This is a genomic window from Methylomagnum ishizawai (genome assembly GCF_019670005.1).
Lineage (GTDB): Bacteria > Pseudomonadota > Gammaproteobacteria > Methylococcales > Methylococcaceae > Methylomagnum > Methylomagnum ishizawai.
On record NZ_AP019783.1, the window covers coordinates 4,438,825 to 4,462,648 of the forward strand.

Genomic DNA, 23,824 nt, shown 5'->3' on the forward strand with positions numbered 1-23,824 from the left:
ATGGCTCCAAACACCCAAACCGCCCCGCTGGCCGTGCGCTGCCAAGGCGTGGTCAAAACCTACGACACCGGCGGGCAGAAGCTCACCGCCCTGCGCGGGATCGATCTCGACATCCGCCAAGGCGAATTGATGATGCTGGTGGGTCCGTCCGGCTGCGGCAAGACCACCTTGATTTCCATCATCGCCGGGATACTCGACCAGAGCGCAGGCATGTGCGAGGTGTTCGGCCAGGATTTGGCCCATCTGCCGCAGAAACGCAAGTTGAAATTCCGGGCCGAGAACATCGGCTTCGTATTCCAGGCCTACAACCTGCTGCCGTCCCTGACCACCACCGAGAACGCCGCCGTGCCCCTCATCATCAACGGCGTGCCGCGCCAGGAAGCCGAGCGCCGGGCCGCGGCGGTGCTGGAGCGGGTGGGCCTGGGCGAGCGCCTGCGCTCCCTGCCCTCGCAGTTATCGGGCGGACAACAGCAGCGGGTCGCCATCGCCCGCGCCCTGGTCCACAACCCGCGCCTCATCGTCTGCGACGAACCCACCAGCGCCCTCGACCATCAAACCGGCCACACGGTGATGGAACTACTGCGGGAAGTGGCCCTGGACGCCCACAAGGTGTTGGTGATCGTGACCCACGACGCCCGCATCTTCGAGTTCGCCGACCGCATGGCGCACATGGACGATGGGCGGATTATCCAAATCGAAACGCCCAAGCGCGGACAACCCTCCCCCTGAACCGAACAAAAACCCCTGCCCCGGAGGCAGTATGCTCCCTAAACCCATCCTCCCCACCCTCGCCCTGGCCGGCTTCCTGTTCGGGGTGTATTCGGCGGTCCACGGCAACCAGCCCCAGGCCATCGCCCAACCCGTGTCGGAACCGGCCCAAGCCCCCTTCCCCAACTTCATCGCCGGTTCCGGCATCGTCGAGGCCCGCAGCCACAACCTGGAAATCGGCACGCCCCTGCCCGGCATCGTCAAAACCCTGGCCGTGAAGGTCGGCGATAGGATCGAGGCGGGCGCGGTGCTGTTCGTCCTGGACGACCGCGAGCCCCAGGCCGAACTCGCCATCCGCCGCGCCGACCTGATCCGCGCCCAGGCCGGGGTGGCCGAAGCCGCCGCCTCCGTCACCGATGCCAAAACCCTGCTGACCCTGGCCGAAGCCGTCACCGACCGCCGCGCCATCAGCACCGAGGAACTCGACCGCCGCCGCAACGCCTTGCTCATCGCCAAAGCCCGGCTCGACAGCGCCAAGGCCCAGGTGACCCAGGCCGAGGCGCAATTGGAAGCCATCAAGACCACGCTGGACCGCCTCGTCATCCGGGCGCCGATGGCGGGCGAGGTGTTGCAAATCAATGTGCGGCCCGGCGAATTCGCCCAGGCCGGGGTAAACAGCACGCCATTGTTGGTGATGGGCAACCTGGACCATCCCCATGTCCGGGTCGATATCGACGAGAACGATGCCTGGCGCTTCCGGCCCGGCGGCAAGGCGGTGGCCTTCCTGCGCGGCAACCGCCGCTTCAGCGCCCCCCTGACCCTGTCCTATGTCGAGCCCTATGTGGTGCCCAAGCGCTCCCTCACCGGGGACAGCACCGAGCGGGTGGATACCCGCGTGCTGCAAGCGCTCTACAGCTTCGACCGCGACCGATTGCCGGCCTATGTCGGCCAGCAGTTGGATGTGTTCATCGAAGCGCCGGCCGAAGACGCGGCGGCCTCCGCGGCGCCGGGAGCCCGGCCATGAAGCCGCGCCTCCTGCCCTGGTTGCTGGCGGGGCTGCTGGCCGGCTGCACGGTCGGTCCCGATTACGAACGGCCCAAACTGCCCACGCCGCCGCGCTGGCGCGAAGCCCCCGCCCAGGCCACCGCGCCCGCCGCCGAATGGTGGAAGGCGTTCAACGACCCGGTGCTGGACCGGCTGGTCCGGCAAGCCCTGGCCGCGAACCTCGACCTCAAGCAAACCGCCGCCCGCATCGCCGACGCCCGCGCCCAGGGCCACAGCATCATCGCCAGCGCCCTGCCCAGCCTGGATGCCCACAACAGCACCAGCCGCAGGCTCAACAACTTCGCCAGCAGCGGCAACTCGGGCAGCGCGGCGGGCAGCGGCCTGGGCGTGGGCAAGCAGATCGTCAACATCTTCCAGACCGGCTTCGACGCCCAATGGGAATTGGATTTCTTCGGCGGGGTGCAACGCGCCTTCGAGGCCGCCGAAGCCTCGCTCGACGCCGAGGAGGAAAACCGCCGCGCCGTGGTGGTGTCCCTGTTGGGCGAAGTGGCCCGGCAATACATCGGGGTCCGCGCCAACCAGCGCCAAATCGCCATCACCCAGGACAACCTCCGCGCCCAGGCCGACACCCTCGAACTGACCCGCGCCCGCGAACGGGCCGGGCTCGCCACGGGACTGGAGGTTTCGCAGCAAGAAGCCCAGGTCGCCACCACCCGCGCCCAATTGCCGGTGTACACCACCGGACTCCAACAAGCCCTGCACGCCCTGGCCGTGCTGCTGGGCCAGGCCCCTGCCCAACTGGCCGAACTGCCGGGCGAAACGGCGCGGGTCCCCAGCGCCGCGCCCGGCCTGGTGGCCGACCTGCCGTCGGAACTCTTGCGCCGCCGTCCGGATATCCGCAAGAGCGAGCGGCTGTTGGCGGCGGCCAACGCCCAGGTCGGGGTCGCCATCGCCGAACTCTATCCCAAAATCAACCTCTCGGCCTTCATCGGCATCCAGAACACTCACATCACCGATTTCACGCCCATCGGCAAATCCTGGTCCATGGCCTCCTCGGTGAGCCTGCCCATCTTCAACTGGGGCCGCATCCAGGCCAATATCGACAGCAAACAAGCCCAGCACCAGCAGGCTTTCCTGACCTATCAAAGCACGGTGCTGAACGCCTTCAAGGAAGTGGAGGACGCCCTCGCCGCCTATGCGGAGGAACAGCGCCGCCGGACCGATTTGGCCGAGGCGGTCGAAGCCAGCCGCTTGGCGATGGCCCTGGCGGAAGAGCGCTACGCCCGGGGTTTGACGACCTTCCTGGACGTGCTGGAAACCCAGCGGGCGCTGTATGCGGCGGAGAGCAACCTGGTCGCCAGCGAGTCCCTGGTTTCAACCGACTTGGTGGCTTTGTACAAGGCCCTGGGCGGGGGCTGGCAGGTGGTGGAACCCGACCGCGCCCAGATGGACACCGCCGCGGCGGAATAGCGGCGACCCCGCGCCCGCCGGCTTCGGCAGGCCAAACGCCGCGGAAGGCTGCACCCCACGGCGTTTGGATAAGAGTATCCGTCCGATTCCAGGACGCTTTTCCCGGAATTATGTTCGCACCGCACAAATACCGGACGGGATCGACTGATCCCCCTTTTTTATAACCCCGCGCCCGAAGCTTGCCCCTCCCGCCGCCATGCCCTACAAGCCGCATGGACCGGGCACCCGGACCGGCACGGGCACCCCGCCCCAACCCGCAAAACGCCGAGAGCCCCGCCAGTTAAAACCCCCATGGGCCGACCGTCAAACCGGGTTTCGGTGTGACATTTTGCCTTATTTACGCGGGTTGTGCGGCATGAGATTATCCGGGATTTATCGAAGGTATCGATATGTTTTCCGAGCCCGCCCATAACCTCCTCCCGGATTCCCCCGCCCCTCCGGCGCGGCTGGCCGCCTATGCCGCGGCCCAATCCGAGGCGCTGGGACTCCTGGACCGGCTCGCCCGCCTCCATCCCCCCGTGGCCGCGCCCTGCCGGGCGCTGGCCGCCAAGCTGGCGGCGGAGCGCTTCGACCTGGCGGTGGTGGGCGAATTCAAGCGCGGCAAAAGCTGCCTGGTGAATGCCCTGCTGGGGGAAAACCTGCTGCCCACCGGCGTGTTGCCATTGACCTCGGTGCCGGTCGAAATCGGCCATGGCGGGGCGCTGGCCATCGAGGTCCGGTTCGACGACGGGGAACGGCTCGCCATCGGCCGCGACCAACTCGCCGACTACGCCACCGAGGCCGCCAATCCCGGCAACGCCAAGGGCGTGGCGGCGATCCGCATCGCCTTCCCGGCCCCCCTATTGGAGCGCGGGCTGCGCCTGGTGGATACGCCGGGCGTGGGTTCGGCCCATCGCCATAACACCTTGACCACCCACGCGGCCCTGCCGCGCTGCGATGCCGCCCTGTTCGTGCTGGCGGCGGACCAGCCGGTCGGCCAGGCCGAACTGGATTTCCTGGAAACGGTCGGCGTCCACGCCCAGCGGATTTTCTTCGCGCTGAACAAGATCGACCGCCTGGAAGACGGCGATATCGGGCCGGTGGCCGAGTTCGCCAGGGCGGTTCCGGGCGCGCCCACCGCCAACAAGGCGACCGCGTACAAGCCGCCACCGGGCACGTCCCCGCCCAAGCGATACGCCGCCGCCAGCGCCGCGCCCACCGCCAACAAGGGCATCCAGACCGAGCCCAGGCCCGTGACCAGGTTGCCCGCCGGTCCTTCGGCGGAGGCCGCCGCGACCCGCCTGACCTGGGCCGAACCCAGGGCCACCCGGTGTTCGACCAGCGCCACCAGCAGCAGGACCAGGGCCAGGGCCAGGGCCAGGCCCACGGCGACCGCGCCGCAGGCACCCGCCCGGTCCAACACCGGCACCGCCCCCGACCGCCCCAGGAACCAATCGACGGCGTAGAACACCGCGCCGCCCCCCAGCAGCACGGAAACCAGGACGCCGCGGTATACGGCCCCCATCACCCGCCCCCGTCCGCGCACCAAGCGCACGAACCACCCCCCGGCCAGGGTGGCGGGCAGGATCGCCCCCGCCACCAGCAAGGGGAACTCGACCCAGGCGCTATCCGCCCCGAACAAGGCCCGGCCCAGCCACATGGCCGCGACCAGGATCACGGTCAGGCTTTCGTACAAATCGGCGGCCATGCCCGCCACCCCGACGCAATTCCCGGCCAAACCGGCAGCAAGGCTCCGTCGCGGGGCGGATCGCCCCCCTGGTCCGCGAGACCGGCCCCGGCGGCTCCCGTGCCCATGCCGACCCGCGCCGCCAAACTCGACAGCGACCCGCCCAGCGACCCGCCCAGCGACCCGCCCAACAAGCCGCGCAGGGCGATATCGACCGGCAAGGCCGCTTGCGCCACCCAGTAATAACCCGCGACCCCGGCCAGGGCCAACCCGGCCACCCAGGCCCCCACCGCCGCGCCGCCGATGGCGACCGGGGCCAGGGCCTGCGCCCGTCCCAGCCCCGCCGTCCCGGCGGCGTGCCGACCGGCCCCCAGGGCGATCCTCAAACCCACCCAACCCGCCAGCGCCGAACCCAGCCCGCCGACCAACACGCCGTTGGCGATCCAGCCGACCACATAGCTATCGCCCAGGACCGCCGCCTTGGTGAAGGTCAATCCCAGCACCGTCAGCAAGACCAGCCCGGTGGCGAGATAACCGCGCCCGACCAGGGCCGCGGCGGCGGAACCCACCGCGGCGGCCGCCCGTTCCAGTTCCGGGGTGTTCCCCCGACGGCGGCCCAGGGTCCAACCCCGCCCCCAGCCATAGCTCGCCGCCAATGGCCCGGAGGCGAGGGCGAATGCCAGTACTTTAATGCTCCCAATGGATCAACTCAGGTTGCGGCTGGTGTAGGTCGTGCCGCCGCGGCCGCAACGCGGGCAGGCACCGGAGCGCCGCCGGGTATCCGCCAGTTCCCGCCGTAGCAGTTCCAACTCCTGGCGCATCTCGGCCATCGCCAGATGGATCTGCTCGAAATGGATTTGGAAGTAGCGGCTGGACGGCCAGTGCAGGGGTTCCTCGCGGCCCTTGCCGTTGATACGGGTATGGGGATCGTCCCCGGCGTTGAATTGCAAACTGTTCATCAAGTTGCCTCGGGTCATTCGGAGTAAATCGAAAAGGGAAGACATAGCCCCGGCACCACGTCCGGTTTCCGGTCGACCCCGCCATGGGGCGTCCGGTTTCCGGGCGTTTTTATAATATTCTTTAAATATAGACCTGAAACCGGACATATTGCCTTTATCCGACCAGGATTTGGCATATTAAGACAGATTATAATAAACCGGATCAAGCCCCGGACCAGCCACCGCTTAATCAATATAAATCTTTGTTTATAAAGGAAAAATAAAAAATTTCCGCAGAATGAAAGCACTGTTTTCAACCGGGGGCGGCGCGGCAAATTGTCCTGCGTCCTTTTGCCGCATTTACCTCCGGCGGGCAACCGTGACAGGATAATCCGGCTCGGCCAGACGGGGGTATATATACCCTATTAACGATGCCCGGCATGGTTTTCACAACAAGATTGATGGCCGATTCCGGGGTATATCCGCCCGGTCGCGCTGGTCGGCAACAAACCCTTGAAGGAGTCCCCTGGATGGAGATGCTCGGGCTTTATCCCACTTGGTACGAACCCACCTTGGGCAGTGGCTGGGTGCTGGGCGTGATCGCCGTCATCCATGTGCTGGCCTCGCACACCTCGGTGGGGGCGGCGCTGGTGACCACTTGGCTGGCGACCGTGGCCGTACGCCGCGACCGCCCGGAGCTTTTGGAATATGTGCGGCGCTACGGCGTGTTCCTGCTGGTGTTTTCCTATGTGCTGGGTTCCATCACCGGGCCGGGCATCTGGTTCTCGGCCACGGTGGCGAGCCCGCGCGGGCTGGGCGCCCTGATCCACGCCTATGTGTGGTACTGGGCCACGGAATGGGTGTTCTTCGTGGTGGAGGTGGTGGGCATCTACTTGATGGTCTATCTGGCGGGGAGGGTGGACCGGCGGAGCTACCTCCGCGTCGCCTGGATTTTCGGGCTGGCGTCCTGGGCCACCCTGCTGGTGATCGTCGGCATCCTGTCGTTCATGCTATGGCCGGGACAATCCGCCTGGTTCGAGACCGGATCGAGCCTCGACGGCTTCTATGGTCCCTACACCTTCGCCCAGATCGCCAGCCGCACCTGTTTCATGCTGATGGCGGCGGCCCTGGCCGGGGGCTTGATCGCCTCCCGCATCGAGGACACGGCCTTCCGCGCCGAGATGACCGGCAAGCTGTCCCGGCTCGGCATCCCGGCGGCGATCCTGGGTTCGGTCTGTTTCCAATGGGGCTTGGCGACCCTGCCGGAAAGCGCCCATATCCTGCTCAAAACCCGCCTGCCGGGTTATTTCGTGCCGACAAGGCACCGCGCTGGCGGCGCCTGTCCTCGGCCATGCTGGACACCGCCAAGGTGGCGATTTCCATCACCATCGTACTGGGCGTGGCCCCCCTGCTGTTCGTGCAAACCCTCTACGATCCGTTCTGGTACGTCTCGAACGTGCTATCGGCGCGGTGGGCGATGGGCTTCATCGTGATCTTGATCGTGGCGTACTGGTCTCCGGGCTGCACGCCTGGAGCGCCGTCCGCTTCCTGTATTTCGTGGTGCTGGCCGTGCCGGTGACGGGGGCTTGGCTGTGGGGCTGCGAACGCTATCTGAACCAGCGTCCCGGCGAAGACCGCGACTACACCCGCTGGCTGGGCCAGCTGGGCTCGCGGCTGATGAGCGGCGGCGGATTGTTGGCCCTGCTGTGCTATAGCGCCTGGATGTCCTCCCTGCCCGGCACCGCCCAGGGCTTCGCGGCCTCGTTATGGTCGGTGCTGGCCCTGGTCGCGACCCTGGCCCTGGCGGTCTGTCCGCTGCTGTTCAAGGCCGGAGGCGGGGATTACCGGCCCTTCGCCATCGCCACCGCCGCCCTGCTCGCCATCGCCTGCGGACGGGAAGCCTTGCGCCTCGCCATCCTGGGCGGTGCCCATGGCTACGACCTCGCCACCTATGCCGTGCATGTCGATGGCTACGGGGCGGGCTTGTTCTTCCTCACCTTCGCCGCCCTGGGGGGACCGGCGGTGGCGTTCTCCGTGGCCTTGTCCTGGGAGGCGGGGAAAGCGGCCACGCCCTATACCGCCTCGCCCAGGGTGGCCCGCCTGGGCGGTGGCGGCGCTGGGGGCCTGGGTCGCCCAATATTTCCTGTTCGGATTCCTCACCCTGCTGCGCCAAGGATGAACCCATGAAACTGCTCTATACCGCCCCGCTGTGGGGCTGGCTGGCCTTCGCCGCGCCACCCGCCGCCGCCGAGGCTCGGCGTCCCCGCCTGGGACGCCGCCCTCGCCGCCAAGCCCCAGGGCGACCCCGGCCGGGGCCGCCAACGCTACGCCGACGGCGGCTGCGGCGGCTGCCATGGCGAGGCCGGGGTCGCCGAGCGCCGCGAATGGCCGGTGCTGGCCGGACAAAGGCCGTTGTACCTCTACAAGATGCTGCTGGACTTCAAGGCAGGCCGGGTCGGCGGCGGCGAGGCCGCGACCATGGCGGCCATGGCCTCCACCCTGGACGCGGCGGACATGGCCGATATCGCGGCCTGGCTGGGCGGCCTGCCCCGGCCCGCCCCGGCCCACGAGTCCACCGCCCCGCCCGCCCTGCTGCGCGGCGACCGGACCCGGCTGATCCCGCCCTGCGAAGCCTGCCACGGCGCGGACGGCCAGGGCTGGGAAGCGCTGCCCGCCATCACCGGCCAGAACCGCGCCTACTTCGTCGCCGCCCTGACCCGCTTCAAGGAGGGCGGCCGCGCCAACGACATCAACCACGGCATGGGCATGATCGCCCGCGAACTCACCGCCGCCGAAATCCAGGCGCTGGCCGGTTATTTCAGCCGCTGAACCCGTTCCCGAACACAGGAGCCCCGCCATGACGAACAGCAAGTTCCCGCCCTTGCGCGCCCGCATCCTGGACCCAGGGTCCGCCATCGCCCGCCCGAGCCAGGAATTGCCCGAACGCCTCGGCTTCGACAGCCCGGCGCTATCGGCGATGACCGACCTGCGCCAGGTGCCGGCCATCACGGCCTGGATCAACACCCCGATGGAACAAGCCAACGCCAAGATGATCCGCCACGGGGTGCGCCTGCTGTTGGTCCTGGACGACCAGGACCGCCTGGCCGGGTTGCTCACCGCCAACGATATCCTGGGCGAGAAACCCCTGCGCCACCTGCGGCGCATGGGCGGCACCCATGCCGATATCCGGGTCGGCGACATCATGACCGGGCTGGCCGAGGTGGAGACCCTGAACTTGGCGGAAGTCCGCGCGGCCCAGGTCGGCCACATCGTCGCCAGCCTGCGCCAGGCCCGCCGCCATCACGCCCTGGTCGCCGAAACCACCGGGCGCTCGGTGTGCGGGGTGTTCTCCATCACTCAGATCGCCCGCCAACTGGGCCTGCCGCTGCGGACCTTCGATATCGACCGGCTGTTCGCGGCCATCGCGGCCCTGGAAACCGCCCCTCCCGCCTGAACCCCCAACCCCGGAGACAAACCCTTGAACATCACGCTCGAAGAATTAGACGGCCTCGAACGCCGCATGAGCTTCGCCATCCCCGCCCAACGCATCTACGCCGAGGTGAAGCGGCGGCTGCGGGACTGCGCGGGCCGGGCCCAGCTCGACGGCTTCCGTCCGGGCCGCGCCCCGCTGGCCGTGGTGGAACGCCAGTTCGGTCCCCGGCTCCGGCAGGAGGTCATCGACGACCTGCTGACCGAAGCCTTCCGCGAAGCCGCCCGCGAGGCCCGCGTCCAGCCGGTCGGCGTGCCGGTCATCGAATTGCGCGAAACGGTGCTGGCCGCCCCGGCGGACGCCCCGGAACCGACCTTCGTCGCCACCTTCGAGGTCTACCCCGACTTCGCCCTGGTGCCGCCGGAAACCCTCAAAATCGAACGGCAGGTGGTGGATATCGCCGAAACCGATGTCGATGCGATGCTGGAGGCGCTGCGCCGCTTGCATCTGGAATGGCTGCCCACCGACCGCCCGGCCCAACGCGGCGACCGGGTGCTGTTCGACCTGCAAGGCCATATGGACCACGAACCCCTGCGCGAAATCCGCCGCATCCCGTTGGTGCTGGGGGCCAAGGTCCAGGGCGGGGCGTTCGGCGCGGGGGTGCAGGACGAATTCGCCCGCCAGATCGAAGGCGCCCGCGCCGGGGAATTCGTGGACCTGCTGATCGGCTTCCCCAACGACTATGAGAAAGATCATCTGGCCGGGCGGGAAGTACGCTTCACTTTGCATATCTGCTCGGTGGAGGAACCCCATCTGCCCGAACTGAACGACGCCCTCGCCCAAAAGCTCGGTCACGCTGGGGGCCTCGCCGCGCTGCGGGCGGAAACCCGCGCCACCATGGAGGCCGAGGCCCTGGCGAACTGCCACGCCCTGTTCAAGCAACGGGTGCTGGAAACCCTGCGCGAGGCCCACCCCATCCCCCTGCCCAAATCCAGGGTCGAGGCCGAGACCCAGCGCCTGTTGGAGGAGGCCCGCGCCCAACTCCGCGCCGAGGGTCGCCAGGAAGAAGAGGACGGGGAATTGGTCGCGCTGCTGGTCGGGGACCGCGCCCGCCACCATGTGGCCCTGGGCCTGGTCCTGGCCCGCATCGTGGCCGAACATGGACTCAAGGCGGAACCGGAAGCGCTGGACGGCTTGGTGGCGACCATCGCCGCCGAATGCGCCGATCCCGCCGAGGCCGCGGCCCGGCTGCGCGGCAACGCGGGGATGATGGCGGAATTGGAATCGGCCCTGCTGGAGGACCGGGTGGTCGATTGGGTGTTGGAGCGCGCCCAGGTGGTGGACATGCCGGTGAGCTTCGGCGAATTCATGCGCGCCTGGCGGCCGGAGGCAAGCCCGGCCTAGAAAAAATCGTTGGTATGATGCTCCCCACTCGCGGCGAAGCTTGCTTCGCCGTTTTTTTTCGCCCTTCCCCGGCTACGGCACCGCCGCCACCGCGCCGAGGTCGGCGGCGAGGGTCTCCGGCGTGAACGGCGGCGTCAGATAACCCGCCAACCTGCCCAAGGGATCGACCAGAACCAGCGCCGTGGAATGATCGACCCGGTAGTTCCCGCCGTCCCCGTCCTGTTGGAAGGCCGCGCCCAGCCCGGCCACGAACGCCGCCACCCGCCCGGCGGGGCCGGTGGCGGCGCGGAAACCGGGATCGAAATGGCGGACATAAAGACCCAGGCGCTCGGGCGTGTCGCGCCCCGGATCGACCGAGAGGAACAAGACCCGGACCCCTCCGGCCCCCGGCAGGGACCGCGCCCGCGCCAACTGGGCCAGGGTGGTGGGACAGGCGTCGGGACAATGGGTATAGCCGGTGAAAACCACGGTCCACCGCCCCCGTCCCAGGAAATCTGCCAAGGGCGCACCATCGTCCAGGACCAAACCCGCCGGATCCAGCGGACGGGGCCGGGGCAGCAACACCCCCGAGCGCAATTCCGGCAAGGCACCCTGGGGCGGCTGGCAACGGGACAGGCCCGCCGCGATGGCGAGGCAGGCGCACAGCGCCAGCCACCCCCGCGACGGCCTGGAATTGGACCGGGACGCCATGGCTCAGCGCCGCGCCGCCGGTTCGACGCAGGTCCGCCCCGCGGCGGCCCGCCAGGACAGACGCGCCCCGCCCAAACCGAAGGTGGGCACCTGCTCGCGGTCCTCCGCCTCCAGATAGCCGAGCCGCACCAGTTCGTCCAGCACGTCGCGGCCTATGGGCCGCAGCCGCACCGCGACCTCGACCGTATCCGGCAAGCGCCGGTCGGGATAGCGGTAGGTCCGCGAGACATGGTGGGCGGCGCGGCCCTGGGCGTCCGCCACCGGCACCGGCAGCAGCTTGGATTCGATGCGGGCGGCCTCCCAAAAGCGGTGGGTTTCCGCGCCGTGGACGTCGCGCAGGATATCCCGGAACACCCAGGGCCGGGGATCGCCCGCGCCCTGGGCGGGTGGTTCCGGCCCTTCCAAGCCGCTGGCGAACACCTGTTTGCCGCCGCGCCGCGCCGACACCTCCACCCACAAACGCCGATCCTGGGCCGCGCCGCTGGGGAAGGCGTGCCCGGCGGCGAGGTTCTCCAAGGTCACGCGCAACTCCACGCCCCGCTTGCCCATCCCCACGCACAACCGGCCCGCCACCGCGCTATCCAACAGGCGCTGGATCGCGGCCCGTTGCGCCTCCTTGTCGGGGAAATCCTCCAGGGCCACATCCACCCCCGGCCAGCGGTGGGAATGGACCCGCCGCGGCGGCGCATCCGGCACATCGGCGGCGGGACCGTCGCGACCCGGCATATGGCAGCCGCCGCAGGTCAGGCCGCCCCGGTCCCTGGGACGGGCATACACGGAAGTCCGCCACTCCCGGAAGGTGCGCTCCAAGGCCACCGGGGTCGGCGGCGGGGTATCGATATCGTGGCAACTCCCGCACAGCGCCGCCGACTCGGGCCGGGCGTGGTCGTGCAAGGCGGAATAGCGCGAGGCATGGACGGCGTTGGCGACGGGATCGGCGATGCCACCCCGGACCGCGCCATCCCCGGCGAGGCGCAGGGGATGGTTGTGCCCGCCCTCGACCGCCTCGACCGTATGGCAAAACTGGCAGGTGACGCCGTGCAGGGTTTCCGGCACCTGGTCGAGGTTCAAGCCGTCGCGGGTCAGGCCGCGGCGCACCGCCAGGGGCGCGTGGCAAGCGACGCAGAAATCGCCCAGCTTGCCGCCGGTGGCGTCCTGGCCCAGCCGGTTCATGGCCCGGAACACCGGGTCCTTCACCGCGTAGGCGTGCATGCTGCCGGCCCATTCCCGGTAATGCCCGGGATGGCAACGCCCGCAGGAGGCCGGATCGTCCGGCAGGGTCGGCGCGGCCAGGACCGTCCCGGCCAAGAGCGGCGCGCAAGCCGCCAGCCAAGCTCTCCGCATCGCCCTACTCCTGGATACAGGCATGGAACACGGCGGCGGCGGGCCGGCCCCGGCGCGGCGCGACCCGGATTTCCATCCGCCAATCGCCCGGCATGAACAGGTCGAAGGGACCGAGCCGGTAGCGGCCCGGCGCTTCCTCCTCGCCCTGGAAGTGGTCGGGCACCGTACCGTGGCCGTGGGCTTCCATGAAGGGGCGCAGCGCCACCGCCGCCCCGGCCAGCGGTTTGCCGTTCCGCCCCTCGATCCGCACCGTCCAGAGGTTGGGGCCGGTCGCGGCGGGGGTGGGCGACCCACCGACCAGGACCACCCGCAGCCCGCCGACCCGTTGTTCCGTCCCCGGATCGGCGCATGGTTTGGGCGATGCCGCCGCCGGGGCCGGTATCGACAAAGCCGCCCAGAGGCATAGCACCGGCACGCCCAGCGGGAAATCCCGCCTCATCCGCCAGGATTCCCGCCCGGCGCGGCCCGCATCACGGGCCGTTCCACCGGCACCTCGGCCTCGCATTTGGGGCAGGCGTACCAACAATCGCCTTCGTGTTCGATGGAATAGGCGTCCCCGTCGTCGCGCTCCATCGGCACCAGTTCCTTGCCGCGCCCGCGCCAGCCGCATTCCGGGCACAGGTACATCGAGCGCTCCATCTCGTCGAGATAGCGCTGGAAAGCCACATAGCTGAGCTTGCCTATCGCCATCCGCGCCGAGCTGATGTGGAAGCGGATGCCCGCCGTCTTGTCGTCCGAGCCCTTATCGATCTTCTTGGACATGCTTCCCCCTCAGGCGTAGCGTTGTTGTCCGCCCACGACCAGGCGCGGCGGGGTACCGTTGCGGGCGGACGCGCCATCGACCCGCACCGTGGCCGCGCCGTCCAGCGAAGGCAGTTCGTACATGGCATCCAGCAGCAAGGCTTCCAGCAAGGCCCGCAGCCCCCTGGCCCCGGTCTTCCGCTCCAAGGCCCGCCGGGCGATATGGCGCAAGGCGTCCTCGTGGATTTCCAATTCGCCGCCGTCCAGTTCGAACAGGTGCCGGTATTGCTTGACCAAGGCGTTGCGGGGCTGGGTGAGGATGGCCAGCAAGGCGTCCTCGTCCAATTCTTCGAGGATGGCGACCACCGGCAAGCGCCCCACGAACTCGGGGATCAGGCCGAAGCGGATCAAATCCTCGGCCCCGGCCTCCCGGAGCCATTCGGAAACCGGACGCCGCCCCGCCGCGCCCTGGACCTCGGCGGCGAAACCGATGCCGCCGGGTTCGACGCGGAACCCCACCACCCGTTCCAGGCCGGCGAAGGCCCCGCCACAGATGAACAGGATATGGGTGGTATCGACCTCGATAGGGTCCTGCGGGGCGTGCTTCCTGCCGCCGGGCGCGGGCACCCGCACCACCGTGCCCTCGATCAGCTTGAGCAGGGCTTGCTGCACGCCCTCGCCCGACACGTCGCGGGCGGCGTTGTCCCCGGCGCGGCGGGCGATCTTGTCGACCTCGTCGATATAGACGATGCCCGACTGGGCCGCCGCCACGTCGTAGTCGCACCTTTGCAGCAACTTGCCGACGATGCCCTCGACATCCTCGCCGATATAGCCGGCCTCGGTCAGCCCGGTGGCATCGGCGATGGCGAACGGCACGTCCAAGAGCCGGGCCAGGGTCTCGGCCAGGAGGGTTTTGCCGGAGCCGGTGGGGCCGATCAGGAGGATGTTGCTCTTGGCCAGTTCCACCCCGCCCCGCCGTCCCAGGGCCATGGCCCGCTGGCGCTTGTAGTGGGAATAGACCGCCACCGCCAGCACCCGCTTGGCGTGGTCCTGGCCCACCACGTACTGGTCGAGGACCGCCTTGATCTCCATGGGCTTGGGCAGGTCCGCCACCGCCGCCACCAGCGCCTCCCTGGCTTGGCCGTCCAGGACGCCATTGCAGGAATCGACGCACTCGTCGCAGATGAACACCGTGGGACCGGCGATCATCTTCCGCACCTCGTGCTGGGTTTTGCCGCAGAAGGAACAATAGAGCGTTTTGCGCCCCTCGGTTCCGCCGTTTCTTTCCTGGCTCATCGCCCGATCCTCCGGAAATCGCGCCCCGGCCCACGGGGCGTCCATGGTTTGGATAATTATCTTGTCCGATTTCAGGACGTTCCACCGTGGCTATCCCCATACCGCCCTATATTCGGACGGATAGTTATTTTTCCAGGTATAACCATCGCGCTCATGGATTATATACCAGGATTCCACGGCATTTTGAAGCCTGGGCCTATCACCGGGATGGGCGGCTTATCCCGACCGGGGCTTGGCGGAATTATCCGTAGTGGGTCGATACCGGATGGCCGGGTTTTTCGCGGTGCTGGGTGAAAACCATGATTTTCCCGGCATTTCACACGGGAATCGGCCGGCATGGCGGGCCGGGGTGGTGGGAATCGGTAGGCCGGGCCGGGGATTACGGGGGTTGGCCCGATAACTGCTCTTAAAACTCCCGCATAGCCTCTCTGACTACGCCCGCTCCGCCCCAGGGCATTTTCATGTTATTTGTAGGGTGCCCCGCAAAGGGTGGGCATGAATCCATGCCCACCCTACGCCGGACGTACACCCAAGCCGAAAATGCTCCAGGCGGCGCGGGCTTTTTTTCGCCTCAATAATGGCCCTTCTGCCGCATCTCCGCCTCGAACAAAAGGCTGTACTTGGCGTCGGGATGGGCGCGCACGGCGTCTTCCAGACGCTCGATATCGGCTCCTTCGACATCGGCGGCGAACAGGATCATCAGCCCGGCGTCGCCGGACGCGACGACGGCCTCTTGTAGCCGCGCCACATCGCCGCCGCGCTCGGCCTTGACCAAGGCGAAATCGAACACCAAGCGCGGGTGCGGCGAGCGCAGCACCACGGTTTCCAGCGCGTCGAGGTCGGCTTCCTCCACCGCGTAGGCGAAACGGTAGGCCAGTTCGGGGTCGCCCGAGTCCAGGGCCACGGCCTGCAATTCCGGGGTAAAGCCGCGCTCCTTGGCGATTCGGATGGCTTCGACGACGGTCATGCGGGCTGTCCTCCGGCCGGGGCGGGACGGTGCCGCCGGGGCGGCGTCAGGTTGTAGCGTTGCAGCTTGACGTACAGGGTGCTGCGGGAAATCCCCAGGATGCGGGCGGTCTCGGCCACGTTGCCATCGGCTTGGCGCAGGGCGGATTCGATGGCGAGGCATTCCCAATCCTCCAGCGAGGGCGTCCCCGGATGGGATGGCAAGGCGGCCGGTCCGGTTATCGGGGCGGGGGTCGCGGGCGCTTGGGGCGCGGGGTCCGGGCGCGGCACGAAGCCCATTTCCTCCAGGAAATCGATGGGCAGGTCGCCCACTTCCAGGGTTGCGCGGTTCACCACCGACACCAGGTTGCGCAGCAGGTTGCGGAGTTCGCGGATATTGCCCGGCCAGGGATGGCCCAGGAACAGGTCCATCAGGTTGGGATCGAGCCGCTTGGGTTCGACCTCGGCCTGGGCGCATTCGCGGACCAGCAGGTACTCGATGAGTTGGCGCTTGTCCGGGCGCTCGCGCAGCGGCGGCAGGCGGAACTGGGCGCCGTTGAGCCGGTAGTAGAGGTCGCGCCGGAACCGGCCCTGTTCCACCGCGTCCAGCAGCTTGATATTGGTGGCGGCGATCACATGCACATCGGCCTTGATCGGCTTGGTGCCGCCCACCGGCACGAATTCGCCGTTCTCCAACACCCGCAGCAAGGTGGCCTGGAGATCGAAGCTCATATCGCCGATCTCGTCCAGGAACAAGACGCCCTTGGAGGCCAGGAGGAATTTGCCCGGCTTGCCCTGGCTCCTGGCCCCGGTGAAGCTGCCGCCCTCGTAGCCGAACAACTCGCTCTCGATCAGGTCGCGGGGGATGGAGGCGCAATTGATGGCGACCATGGGACCGTCGCGGCGGCAGCCCGCCGCGTGGATCAGGCGCACCAGATGCTCCTTGCCGACCCCGGATTCCCCGGTGATGAGGATGGGGATGTTGCGGGCCTGCAAACGCGCCGCCTGCCGCACCAGATCGTCGGCCAGGGTATCGCGGTAGATCGTGCCGGCAGCCATATCGGACTCTCCACCGTAGCCGCGCTCCACGAAACGGAACGCGGTGTCGAAACCGCTGGGGGAACGCAGCGGGGTTTCCGCCTGCAACAAGCGCATGATGAGTCCCATCACGCCCAACAACACCGAGGCCGCCACCTCGCAATCGCCCACCAGCCCGATCACCCCGGCCACCCGGCCATCCGGGCCTTCCAGCGGATAGCCCACGGTGCAGAAGGCATGCAGGCGCTTGGAAAAATGCTCCCGCCCGCTGAAGGCGGCGGGGATGCCCAGCAGGGCGGCGGTGCCCACGCCGTTGTTGCCCAGCGCGGCTTCGCGCCAATCGGAGCCGCGGCGGGCCAGGTCGCGCATGAGCGGGGAGGTTTCGAGCTGGTTCTCGGCGATGTGCAGCAAGCGGGCGTCGGGGGTCGCCACCAGCAACGACAGGCGCGTACCCTTGAGCAAAGGGCTGACGCGGCCCAGCAGATCGACGAAATCGGCCCCGCCGAATCCGGTAATCATGCCGGGGACGGGCCGGGGTTCGCCCTTGGCCTGGTCGCCGCCGGGGGGGAGCCGGTGTTCGACGAGGCAACGCCGCCAGGCATGGCCGATCTCGGGACGGAGCAGTTCGCCGTCGTCCGGGAGCTTTCCGGTCGCGCTCAGGGTTTCCCAGGCGCGGCGGGCGCGGTCGTCGCCGGTCGGCGGCGCATTGGGGTGGGGGTGGGATTCCGGCAGGTGATCGACCGGAACCGAGAGGCAGGTGTTGAGCTGGGTGAACATAGGCGCACAGGAAATAGATCGTGGTTACGATTAAAGCCCATGCATAGCTTCTTTAATTATTATCTTTATTGGGAATCACGGCGATTCCAGTTTGGGCGGCATGATACTGTCCAAAAAAAAAGGCGGCAATGCGGCGTATTGCCGCGGCTGCCGCCGGAATGGAGTGATCTTAGGGGAGGAACAAGATTACCCCCCGGATACATCCACCAAGTGAGGTAGGTTAAAAATCGAAGCCGGGTATGCGCCAAATCGGGCGGATACCGTGGGTTTTCACAGGGCCTTAACCGATACCGGCCTCGGGGAATTCCCGCTATCGGTCTGGTTTGAAAATGGCGGGGCAGAATTATCCGCCCCGCCGCCGGAATCACGCCCTGGGGTCTTCGCGGGTGGCTGCGGCCCATTCCGCGCTGAACCCCGGCAAATGCGGCAAGCCCGATTGCTCGTTCAAAACCACCGCGCCGCTGGACAGCACGGTGGCGGCGATGCCCGCCGCCTGGGCCAGGGCCAGGCGCAAGACCTTGACCGGGTCCAGGACGCCCGCCGCCACCAAATCGCCGAACGCGCCGCTGGAAGCGTCGTAGCCGAAGCGGGCGTCCCCGGCGGTTTCGATCCGGGCCAGGGCCGCCATCGGGTTGATCCCGGCATTGCCGACCAGGGCGCGGAACGGCTGCTCCAATGCCTCCGAGACGATGGCGACGCCGCGTTGCCAATCCAGATCGGTCAGCAATAAACGGCCCAAGGCTTCCCGCGCCTGGAGCAAACCCACGCCGCCGCCCGGCACCACGCCTTCTTCCAAGGCCGCCCGCACCGAGCGGCGGGCGTTCTCGGCCCGTTGCAGACGTTCCTTGATCTCGGGTTCGGTGGTGCCGCCCACCCGCACGGTGGCGATGCGCCCGACCAAGGCCGAGATGCGGGCTTCCAAGTCTTCCAGGTCGTGCAGATTACCGGTGGGGGAACCCTCGCCCGGCTTGCGGGCGCGGATCGCGTCCGCCTCCTTCCCCAAACCCGCGACCCGCCGGGCCACGGCGTCCGGGTCGCCGCCGCAGCCGATGAAGCTGGCGCTGTCGGCGTCGGCCACCACCTTGGCGGCATGGCCGAGAACCTCCGGGGCAGCGCGCTCCAGGTTGTCGCCGCGTTCCGGCACCAGCACCCGCGCCCCGGTCGCGGTGGCGAGATCGTCCAGCCAATCGCGGCGGCGGTCGCCATGGCCCGGCGCCTTGACCGCCAGGGCGCGGAACACCCCGCGCTTGACGTTCATCACCAAGCCTTGCAGCGGGCGCTCGTCGATGCCGTCGCAGGCGATGACCAGGGCTTGGCCCGCCTCGTTGACCGCCTCCAGCAGCGGGACCAAATCCATGAAATCGGTCACGGTGCCGTGGTATAGCAGCACCCGCGCCCCTTCGATGTCCGCCGCCCGCCGCACCGGGTCGGTCTCGAAACCCGGCGACAGGAAGCCCAGTTCGTAGCGGAAGCCTTCGCCGATATCCAGCGTGTCCTCGCGGGTCCAGCCCGGTGCAACCGTGACGGCCCCATCCGGGCCGACCTCGGCATAGGCTTGTTGCAGCAGGCGGCCCACCCGGCCTTCCTTGCGCATGGATACCTCGGCCACCTGGGCCGCCATATCGCCTTGCAGCGGCAGGGCGCGGCGGCGCAGGTCTTCCTCGACCACTTTCACGGCGGCGTCCATGCCTTCGCGCAGGCGGTGGGGATCGGCCCCGGCGGCGAGGCTGCGCAAGAGGCCGCGGGCGATGGCGCGGGCCAGCACCACGGCGGTGGTGGTGCCGTCGCCCGCCTCCCGCGACACGGCGTTGGCCACATCGCGCAGCATCCTGGCCCCGAGGTCGGCGAGCCGGTCCCCCAGCACCACGGAATTGGCCACCGTCACCCCGTCGCGGGTGAAGAACGGCGGCAGGCCCTGGGTCCGGTGCTGGACCATGACGCACGGCCCTTGGTAGCCATAGGTGGTTTCCACCGCCCGGCCCAGGATATCGATGCCCTTGAGGATACCGGCGCGGGCCTCGCCGTCGAACACCAGGCGCTTGCTCATGCCGGGCACTCCCGGAATCGGATCATCGGAAACATATTTTTCCCTCAATCGGTGGATTGTTGTGGTTTGAACCATGAACGTGGGGACCGGGACCGTTCAGGCGGAGCCTTCCGGCGCGAACCGCCGCATCATGGCCTGCCCGGCCTCGGCCCTGGCGGAGCGGGCGCGCTTCAAACGCGCCCAGACCCACAGCAACTCCCTTTCCCGCCAGTCCAGTCCGGCGCGGAGTTCGATCTCCTCCGCCCGGCTCAATTCGCCGTCCCAAAGCTCCCTGAGTTGCTCGACCCGGTCCGGGTGCAAGGTGAGCCGCAATTGGCCATCGCGCTCGCCCAACTGGCCGATGCTCTCCTCCAACTGGCGCACCATCCGGGTCAGGAATTCGGTGTCGTCGGGACTCAGGCGCATGGGGACTCCGGGACTCAGGCCGTGGCGTGCTGGTGGTGGCCGTGGACCTGGGTAGGATCGCAGGCTTCGCCGCACGGCCCGGAGGGCAGGAATTTCTCCAGGTAGATCTGGTCGGCGGGGATGCCGAACTCGGCGCAGACCGCGTGGGCGGCATCGACCATGCCGGGCGGGCCGCACAGATAGACATCCGGCTGGGCCGGTTGGGCTTCGAGGTCGCGGCGCAGCACCTCGATGGCGTTGCCGCGCTCGCCGTCCCAACTGTCGGTCGGACGCCAGACGCAGACCTTGACCGTGAGGTTGGGCATCGAGGCCGCCAGCGCTTCCAGTTCGGCGCGGAGGAACACCTCCTCCTCGGTGTTGACGCCGAAGTACAGCCGGGTTTGCTGCGGCGCCCCCCATTCCTTCATATGGCGGACCATGGACAGGACCGGGGCCAGGCCGGTGCCGCCCGCGATGAAATAACGGGGCCGGAAGCCGTTCTCCTTGAGCCCGAAGATGCCCTGCGGCCCCTTGACCTGCAAGGTCTGGCCGGGCTGGATGGCTCCGCCGCGCAGGGCGTTGGACATCAGGCCGTCGGGCAGGAGCCGGATCAGGAATTCCAGGTCGCCCGCGTCGTTGCTGATATTGGCCGGGGAATAGGCGCGGGTGACGGTGCCGCCCGGCACCTGGAGCTCCATGAACTGGCCGGCGTCGAAACGCACCTTGCATTCGTTGCCGGTGCCGGGACGGCGCAGGTGCAGGCGCACGGCGTTGCTCGACACCCTGCCGACCGAGACCACCTCGGCGGGGAACTCGTTGGCCTCGGGCTCGAAGGAAATACGGCTGTAGGTGTAGGGGACTTCCAGTTCCAAATCGCTGTCGGGATAGCAGCGGCACAGCAAGACCTGGCCGTCCTCCTCCTCCTCGGGCGGCAGGGCTTGGACGCTGCACCCGACCAGGCGGTAATCGCCTTCCGGGCAGAACGCCTTGCAGGTGGCGCAGCCGCCCGCGCGGCAGGACGACATCAGGTAGATATCCTGGCGGATCGCCGCCGTGATGACGTCCTCGTCGGGACGGCAATCGAAATAGACGGCCTCGCCGTCCTCGGTGATGACTTTGATGCTATGGGTGGCCGCCATGGGCGCTCAGCTCCGGATGCATGGGATGAAACAAGGGTGGCGCGGACTCAGGCCGGGGTCGGCGGGCTGTCCAGCCGGGCGAAGAACGCCAGCACGCGGCGGGCGGACAAACGGGCGGATTCCAGGCTCAGGGCCGGGCCTTCCTGGATATCGCGGCCATCGCGGGCGATGGCCCAGCGCCAAGCGAAACCGAGGTCTTGGGCGTAGGCGGCGTAGCGCCCCTCCTGGAACAGCTCGGTGCGGGGCGTGCCCGCCGGGACCTGGCTGAGGGAACGCGCCGACAGGAAATCCAGCGCTTCCGGGTCCAGATTGTCGAAGTCGATGGTCATGGCTGGGGGTTCCTCCGCAAGGTCACAGCAGCTTGGTGACCACGACCGCCAGCGAGGAGCCGATCAGCAACACGGCGGCGGCGACGACGATTTGACGGATGTTCTTGAGTTCGGACAGCATGGTGGCCTCCTGGTGCGGGGTGGGGGGCGGGCCGGAACCCGTCCCGGAAAACCCGGCCCCCCTTGTGGAGGCCGGGTGCGCGATGCTCAGTGCGGGGCGACCAACACCTTGACGCCGCGCTGCTTGCGCAGCTCTTCCAGCGGGGTGTCGTAATAGTTGAGGTTGCGCAATTCCATCAACTTGGTGCCCAGGACCCGTTCCGCCTCCAGGAAGTAGTTCACCGGCATGATCGGCGGCTTGTTGGCCTGCCGGAAGCTGATGTGGATGCGTTCCGCCTCCCATTTGTCGCCGGTCGCCGCCATCTTGGCGACGGCCTCGGCCAACAGGGTCTTGGCGCATTCGCCGAAGGCGGTCTTGTGGCGGAAGTCCTCGTCGTTGAAGGCGCGGGCCTTCAACACCGCGACCTTCTCCTCGAGCTTGGCTTCGATCCACAGGTAATCGTTGTCCAGCTCGTAGGTCTTGCGGAACGGGGTGGTATGGTCGAGGCGGAACTGCTTGAGCGCCGCCGCCGCCTTTTCCAAGGTGTTCAACTGGCCGATCTTGACGACCCACGCATCGCGGGTTGCGTTGTCATGTACACCGTTCTTTGCCATGGTGGGTCTCCTTAGGCGTGGTAGTCTTCGAGCTTGCGGTCCAGGCCCATCAGTTCCGAGGTGATCGTGAACTTGTTGCCCAGGGTGTAGGCGCGGCCGATGGTGGAGGACACGTCCACCAGGAAGTCGTAGACGTTGAAGGACCGGCCCAGCAGTTCGCTCAACTCGTCGCAGTCCACCTCGATCTTGCCGTTGGCCTTGATCCACCAGTAGCCGGCGCGGTCCTCGACGTTGACGGTCGGGTTGACGTGCTTCTTGTAGTCCTCGAGCAGGATTTCCTCGATGAAGGTGTTGATCTCGTCGGACTTCTTGAGGACCAGCACCACGGTGTCGCTCTCATGGACGACCTGGTTCTCGTCGGCGAAGAAGGCCTCGGCGAATTCCTTGCCATTCAGGCCGGTGGTGCCGGCGTAATACGCATTGCTAGAAACGCTCATAATGACTCTCTGAAAATCCAAGCGGTTAAATCAGGCCAGACATGACATGGCGGACGATGGCGTCGCGGTCGACCTTGAAGTCGATCCGGCTGGCGTGGTCGGCGGTCCAATCGTCGATCACCCGCTCCAGGGACGCCTGGATTTCTTCCTTGTTGGTGGTGCCGGCCGGCAGCTTGGCGAAGATGCCCATGAAATCCTTGAGGGCGTTCACGGTGCCTTCCAGCCATTTGGCGGTCCAGTTGCGCAGCACGGTGCGGTTGTAATCGCCGAACTCGGGATCGTTGGCCAGGCAGGTGTAATAAAGGTCCTGCACGCCTTGCTTGGCGATGCCGTAGTAGGTCTGGGACTGGTTGATGAAGAACGGGGTCAGGTTGTCGCCGAACTTCGGGGCCAGGCGCTGGAAGAATTCGCGGCGCACGAACTGGCCGAACAGCGAGTCGTAGACGGCATGGACCGAGAAGGCGTTCTCGTTCCAGTCGAACACGTCCTGCCATAGCGCCTCGATGGTGCCGCGGGCGCTCTTGTAGACGCTGCCCTGGGTCCATTCGGCCTTGGGCACGGCGGTGGATTCGTCGAAGCCGGGGACGATCTTGGCCAGGAAGCCGCGTTCCAGCTGGATCATCTGGGCCAGGTCGATCTTGTCGAAGCCCCAGAAGGTCAGGCTGACGCGGATGGTGTCGGAAAGGGCCTCGCGGGCGCCGCCGGAGTGGGCGTTGAACTGGCCGTACTCGTTGAACAGGAACGCGCCCCAGTACTTGTTGATGAACTCGTCGCGCCAGAACGGATCCATGGTGCGGATCTGGCCGTCGGCGGAATAGCCTTGCAGGAAGCGGTCGGTGTAGCGCCATTCCTCGGCCTTGTCCTTGACGTAGGGGGCATGCCAGCGGCGCAGCGGGTCGCGGTGCTTGAACCAATCCACGGTGCGGAGCTCGGTGGTTTCGTTGCCCCAGGAGGGACGGCCTCCGTGGAATTTCTGGGTCCAATCACCCCAATCGAGACCGCCGGCGATCCAGTCGGCGTTCGGTTGGGCGTAGACGGTCAGGGCTTCATACTCGGTCAGGCGCTTCCAGCGGGGGGTGACGAAGTAGCCCATCTTGTTTTGCTTGTCGAGGGGCTCCGCCGGCAAGGCGTTCAGAATCACGGAGGCCCATTCCGGGTCGGTCAGGCCGCGGCGCTTTTCATCGAGCAATGGCATGTTGAATCCTCTTGGTTGAGGTGATCGTTGTTATAGAGCCTGGGTGGACACCCAGTCCCCTCCTGAAGGGTTCCGCAGAACAAAAGCCCTCCAAACAAGGGCGTGGCCAGGGAACGCAAGACCGCGC

Annotated in this window: 24 protein-coding genes and 2 pseudogenes; 9 read left to right on the forward strand and 17 right to left on the reverse strand. The window is 67.7% G+C overall.

The features are described from left to right. From K5658_RS19995 to K5658_RS24230, 4 genes and pseudogenes are all read left to right on the forward strand, one after another. Entirely contained in the window at positions 1–729 is a 729-nt protein-coding gene (locus K5658_RS19995; RefSeq protein ID WP_221064812.1) for an ABC transporter ATP-binding protein, read from the forward strand. A 31-nt stretch (positions 730–760) separates the two neighbouring features. Beyond that, positions 761–1,732, forward strand: a complete 972-nt coding sequence (locus tag K5658_RS20000; RefSeq protein WP_221064813.1) for an efflux RND transporter periplasmic adaptor subunit — start codon at positions 761–763, stop codon at positions 1,730–1,732. Then, a complete protein-coding gene (locus tag K5658_RS20005; RefSeq protein ID WP_221064814.1) occupies positions 1,729–3,183 on the forward strand; it encodes an efflux transporter outer membrane subunit in 1,455 nt (484 codons plus the stop codon). The genes K5658_RS20000 and K5658_RS20005 overlap by 4 nt, the downstream gene beginning before the upstream one ends. A 389-nt stretch (positions 3,184–3,572) precedes the next feature. Further along, positions 3,573–4,214 (forward strand): annotated as a pseudogene (locus K5658_RS24230) (dynamin family protein); the annotation flags it as partial. 95 nt (positions 4,215–4,309) lie between these two features. Here K5658_RS24230 and K5658_RS24235 read toward each other — a convergent pair. From K5658_RS24235 to K5658_RS20020, 3 genes and pseudogenes are all read right to left on the reverse strand, one after another. Beyond that, positions 4,310–4,870, reverse strand: a pseudogene (locus tag K5658_RS24235) (sodium/proton-translocating pyrophosphatase); the annotation flags it as partial. Next, complete coding sequence (locus K5658_RS20015; protein WP_221064816.1) at positions 4,843–5,505, reverse strand: sodium/proton-translocating pyrophosphatase; 663 nt, start codon at positions 5,503–5,505, stop codon at positions 4,843–4,845. The gene K5658_RS20015 and the pseudogene K5658_RS24235, both read right to left, overlap by 28 nt. A gap of 48 nt (positions 5,506–5,553) precedes the next feature. Next, entirely contained in the window at positions 5,554–5,808 is a 255-nt protein-coding gene (locus tag K5658_RS20020) for a hypothetical protein (protein WP_221064817.1), read from the reverse strand. A 509-nt stretch (positions 5,809–6,317) separates the two neighbouring features. Between K5658_RS20020 and K5658_RS20025 the strand changes: the two genes are divergently transcribed. Genes K5658_RS20025 through tig form a run of 5 tightly spaced genes read left to right on the forward strand, consistent with a single transcriptional unit; the run spans position 6,318 to position 10,621 of the window. After that, the gene (locus tag K5658_RS20025; RefSeq protein ID WP_246628517.1) at positions 6,318–7,280 is read left to right on the forward strand and encodes a hypothetical protein; all 963 of its coding nucleotides are present in this window, start codon (positions 6,318–6,320) and stop codon (positions 7,278–7,280) included. Next, positions 7,258–7,974, forward strand: a complete 717-nt coding sequence (locus tag K5658_RS20030; protein ID WP_221064818.1) for a hypothetical protein — start codon at positions 7,258–7,260, stop codon at positions 7,972–7,974. Before K5658_RS20025 ends, K5658_RS20030 begins: the two co-directional genes overlap by 23 nt. A 9-nt stretch (positions 7,975–7,983) precedes the next feature. Next, entirely contained in the window at positions 7,984–8,616 is a 633-nt protein-coding gene (locus K5658_RS20035; RefSeq protein WP_246628665.1) for a c-type cytochrome, read from the forward strand. 28 nt (positions 8,617–8,644) lie between these two features. Further along, a complete protein-coding gene (locus K5658_RS20040) occupies positions 8,645–9,241 on the forward strand; it encodes a CBS domain-containing protein (RefSeq protein WP_221064820.1) in 597 nt (198 codons plus the stop codon). 24 nt (positions 9,242–9,265) lie between these two features. After that, complete coding sequence (gene tig / locus K5658_RS20045) at positions 9,266–10,621, forward strand: trigger factor (RefSeq protein ID WP_221064821.1); 1,356 nt, start codon at positions 9,266–9,268, stop codon at positions 10,619–10,621. A gap of 72 nt (positions 10,622–10,693) precedes the next feature. On the opposite strand, the gene K5658_RS20050 is transcribed toward tig, so the two are convergent. The 14 genes from K5658_RS20050 to mmoY form a co-directional block, all read right to left on the reverse strand. After that, positions 10,694–11,311: an SCO family protein gene (locus tag K5658_RS20050; RefSeq protein ID WP_221064822.1), complete on the reverse strand. Its 618-nt coding sequence runs from the start codon at positions 11,309–11,311 to the stop codon at positions 10,694–10,696. Positions 11,312–11,314: 3 nt separating this feature from the next. After that, a complete protein-coding gene (locus K5658_RS20055) occupies positions 11,315–12,655 on the reverse strand; it encodes a multiheme c-type cytochrome (protein ID WP_221064823.1) in 1,341 nt (446 codons plus the stop codon). Positions 12,656–12,659: 4 nt separating this feature from the next. Then, positions 12,660–13,094 carry a FixH family protein gene (locus K5658_RS20060; RefSeq protein ID WP_221064824.1) on the reverse strand — a complete coding sequence of 145 codons (435 nt, stop codon included), beginning with the start codon at positions 13,092–13,094 and terminating at the stop codon, positions 12,660–12,662. Next, the gene (locus K5658_RS20065; protein ID WP_221064825.1) at positions 13,091–13,417 is read right to left on the reverse strand and encodes a hypothetical protein; all 327 of its coding nucleotides are present in this window, start codon (positions 13,415–13,417) and stop codon (positions 13,091–13,093) included. Before K5658_RS20065 ends, K5658_RS20060 begins: the two co-directional genes overlap by 4 nt. A 9-nt stretch (positions 13,418–13,426) precedes the next feature. Then, on the reverse strand, positions 13,427–14,692 hold the full coding sequence (gene clpX / locus K5658_RS20070; RefSeq protein ID WP_221064826.1) for an ATP-dependent Clp protease ATP-binding subunit ClpX: 1,266 nt from the start codon (positions 14,690–14,692) through the stop codon (positions 13,427–13,429). Positions 14,693–15,263: 571 nt separating this feature from the next. Beyond that, positions 15,264–15,659, reverse strand: a complete 396-nt coding sequence (locus K5658_RS20075; protein WP_221064827.1) for a hypothetical protein — start codon at positions 15,657–15,659, stop codon at positions 15,264–15,266. Beyond that, positions 15,656–17,452: a sigma-54-dependent Fis family transcriptional regulator gene (locus K5658_RS20080; protein WP_221064828.1), complete on the reverse strand. Its 1,797-nt coding sequence runs from the start codon at positions 17,450–17,452 to the stop codon at positions 15,656–15,658. The genes K5658_RS20075 and K5658_RS20080 overlap by 4 nt, the downstream gene beginning before the upstream one ends. Positions 17,453–17,816: 364 nt before the next feature. Next, positions 17,817–19,499, reverse strand: coding sequence for a chaperonin GroEL (gene groEL / locus K5658_RS20085; protein ID WP_221064829.1), 1,683 nt, complete (start codon positions 19,497–19,499; stop codon positions 17,817–17,819). Between the two features lie 96 nt (positions 19,500–19,595). Then, positions 19,596–19,904: a hypothetical protein gene (locus tag K5658_RS20090; protein ID WP_085215937.1), complete on the reverse strand. Its 309-nt coding sequence runs from the start codon at positions 19,902–19,904 to the stop codon at positions 19,596–19,598. A 14-nt stretch (positions 19,905–19,918) separates the two neighbouring features. Then, positions 19,919–21,022, reverse strand: a complete 1,104-nt coding sequence (mmoC, locus tag K5658_RS20095) for an aromatic/alkene monooxygenase hydroxylase FAD-binding subunit MmoC (protein ID WP_221064830.1) — start codon at positions 21,020–21,022, stop codon at positions 19,919–19,921. Between the two features lie 47 nt (positions 21,023–21,069). Continuing rightward, complete coding sequence (locus tag K5658_RS20100; protein WP_221064831.1) at positions 21,070–21,351, reverse strand: hypothetical protein; 282 nt, start codon at positions 21,349–21,351, stop codon at positions 21,070–21,072. 207 nt (positions 21,352–21,558) lie between these two features. Beyond that, entirely contained in the window at positions 21,559–22,065 is a 507-nt protein-coding gene (gene mmoZ, locus K5658_RS20105; protein ID WP_221064832.1) for an aromatic/alkene monooxygenase hydroxylase subunit gamma, read from the reverse strand. A gap of 11 nt (positions 22,066–22,076) precedes the next feature. Then, positions 22,077–22,502, reverse strand: coding sequence for a methane monooxygenase regulator MmoB (mmoB, locus tag K5658_RS20110; RefSeq protein WP_221064833.1), 426 nt, complete (start codon positions 22,500–22,502; stop codon positions 22,077–22,079). 25 nt (positions 22,503–22,527) lie between these two features. Continuing rightward, positions 22,528–23,697 (reverse strand): aromatic/alkene monooxygenase hydroxylase subunit beta, encoded by a 1,170-nt coding sequence (mmoY, locus tag K5658_RS20115; protein ID WP_221064834.1) that lies wholly within the window; start codon positions 23,695–23,697, stop codon positions 22,528–22,530. Positions 23,698–23,824 lie beyond the last annotated feature (127 nt).

What these genes read in the sequence shown, in the direction of transcription:
- groEL (WP_221064829.1), bottom strand. Translation starts at nt 19,499, where the DNA reads ATGAGCAAGCGCCTGGTGTTCGACGGCGAGGCCCGCGCCGGTATCCTC.
- K5658_RS20075 (WP_221064827.1), bottom strand. Translation starts at nt 15,659, where the DNA reads ATGACCGTCGTCGAAGCCATCCGAATCGCCAAGGAGCGCGGCTTTACC.
- mmoC (WP_221064830.1), bottom strand. Translation starts at nt 21,022, where the DNA reads ATGGCGGCCACCCATAGCATCAAAGTCATCACCGAGGACGGCGAGGCC.
- K5658_RS20000 (WP_221064813.1), top strand. Translation starts at nt 761, where the DNA reads ATGCTCCCTAAACCCATCCTCCCCACCCTCGCCCTGGCCGGCTTCCTG.
- K5658_RS20080 (WP_221064828.1), bottom strand. Translation starts at nt 17,452, where the DNA reads ATGTTCACCCAGCTCAACACCTGCCTCTCGGTTCCGGTCGATCACCTG.
- K5658_RS20005 (WP_221064814.1), top strand. Translation starts at nt 1,729, where the DNA reads ATGAAGCCGCGCCTCCTGCCCTGGTTGCTGGCGGGGCTGCTGGCCGGC.
- K5658_RS20090 (WP_085215937.1), bottom strand. Translation starts at nt 19,904, where the DNA reads ATGCGCCTGAGTCCCGACGACACCGAATTCCTGACCCGGATGGTGCGC.
- K5658_RS19995 (WP_221064812.1), top strand. Translation starts at nt 1, where the DNA reads ATGGCTCCAAACACCCAAACCGCCCCGCTGGCCGTGCGCTGCCAAGGC.
- clpX (WP_221064826.1), bottom strand. Translation starts at nt 14,692, where the DNA reads ATGAGCCAGGAAAGAAACGGCGGAACCGAGGGGCGCAAAACGCTCTAT.
- mmoZ (WP_221064832.1), bottom strand. Translation starts at nt 22,065, where the DNA reads ATGGCAAAGAACGGTGTACATGACAACGCAACCCGCGATGCGTGGGTC.
- mmoB (WP_221064833.1), bottom strand. Translation starts at nt 22,502, where the DNA reads ATGAGCGTTTCTAGCAATGCGTATTACGCCGGCACCACCGGCCTGAAT.
- K5658_RS20055 (WP_221064823.1), bottom strand. Translation starts at nt 12,655, where the DNA reads ATGCGGAGAGCTTGGCTGGCGGCTTGCGCGCCGCTCTTGGCCGGGACG.
- mmoY (WP_221064834.1), bottom strand. Translation starts at nt 23,697, where the DNA reads ATGCCATTGCTCGATGAAAAGCGCCGCGGCCTGACCGACCCGGAATGG.
- K5658_RS20060 (WP_221064824.1), bottom strand. Translation starts at nt 13,094, where the DNA reads ATGAGGCGGGATTTCCCGCTGGGCGTGCCGGTGCTATGCCTCTGGGCG.
- K5658_RS20020 (WP_221064817.1), bottom strand. Translation starts at nt 5,808, where the DNA reads ATGAACAGTTTGCAATTCAACGCCGGGGACGATCCCCATACCCGTATC.
- K5658_RS20065 (WP_221064825.1), bottom strand. Translation starts at nt 13,417, where the DNA reads ATGTCCAAGAAGATCGATAAGGGCTCGGACGACAAGACGGCGGGCATC.
- K5658_RS20100 (WP_221064831.1), bottom strand. Translation starts at nt 21,351, where the DNA reads ATGACCATCGACTTCGACAATCTGGACCCGGAAGCGCTGGATTTCCTG.
- K5658_RS20050 (WP_221064822.1), bottom strand. Translation starts at nt 11,311, where the DNA reads ATGGCGTCCCGGTCCAATTCCAGGCCGTCGCGGGGGTGGCTGGCGCTG.
- K5658_RS20040 (WP_221064820.1), top strand. Translation starts at nt 8,645, where the DNA reads ATGACGAACAGCAAGTTCCCGCCCTTGCGCGCCCGCATCCTGGACCCA.
- K5658_RS20025 (WP_246628517.1), top strand. Translation starts at nt 6,318, where the DNA reads ATGGAGATGCTCGGGCTTTATCCCACTTGGTACGAACCCACCTTGGGC.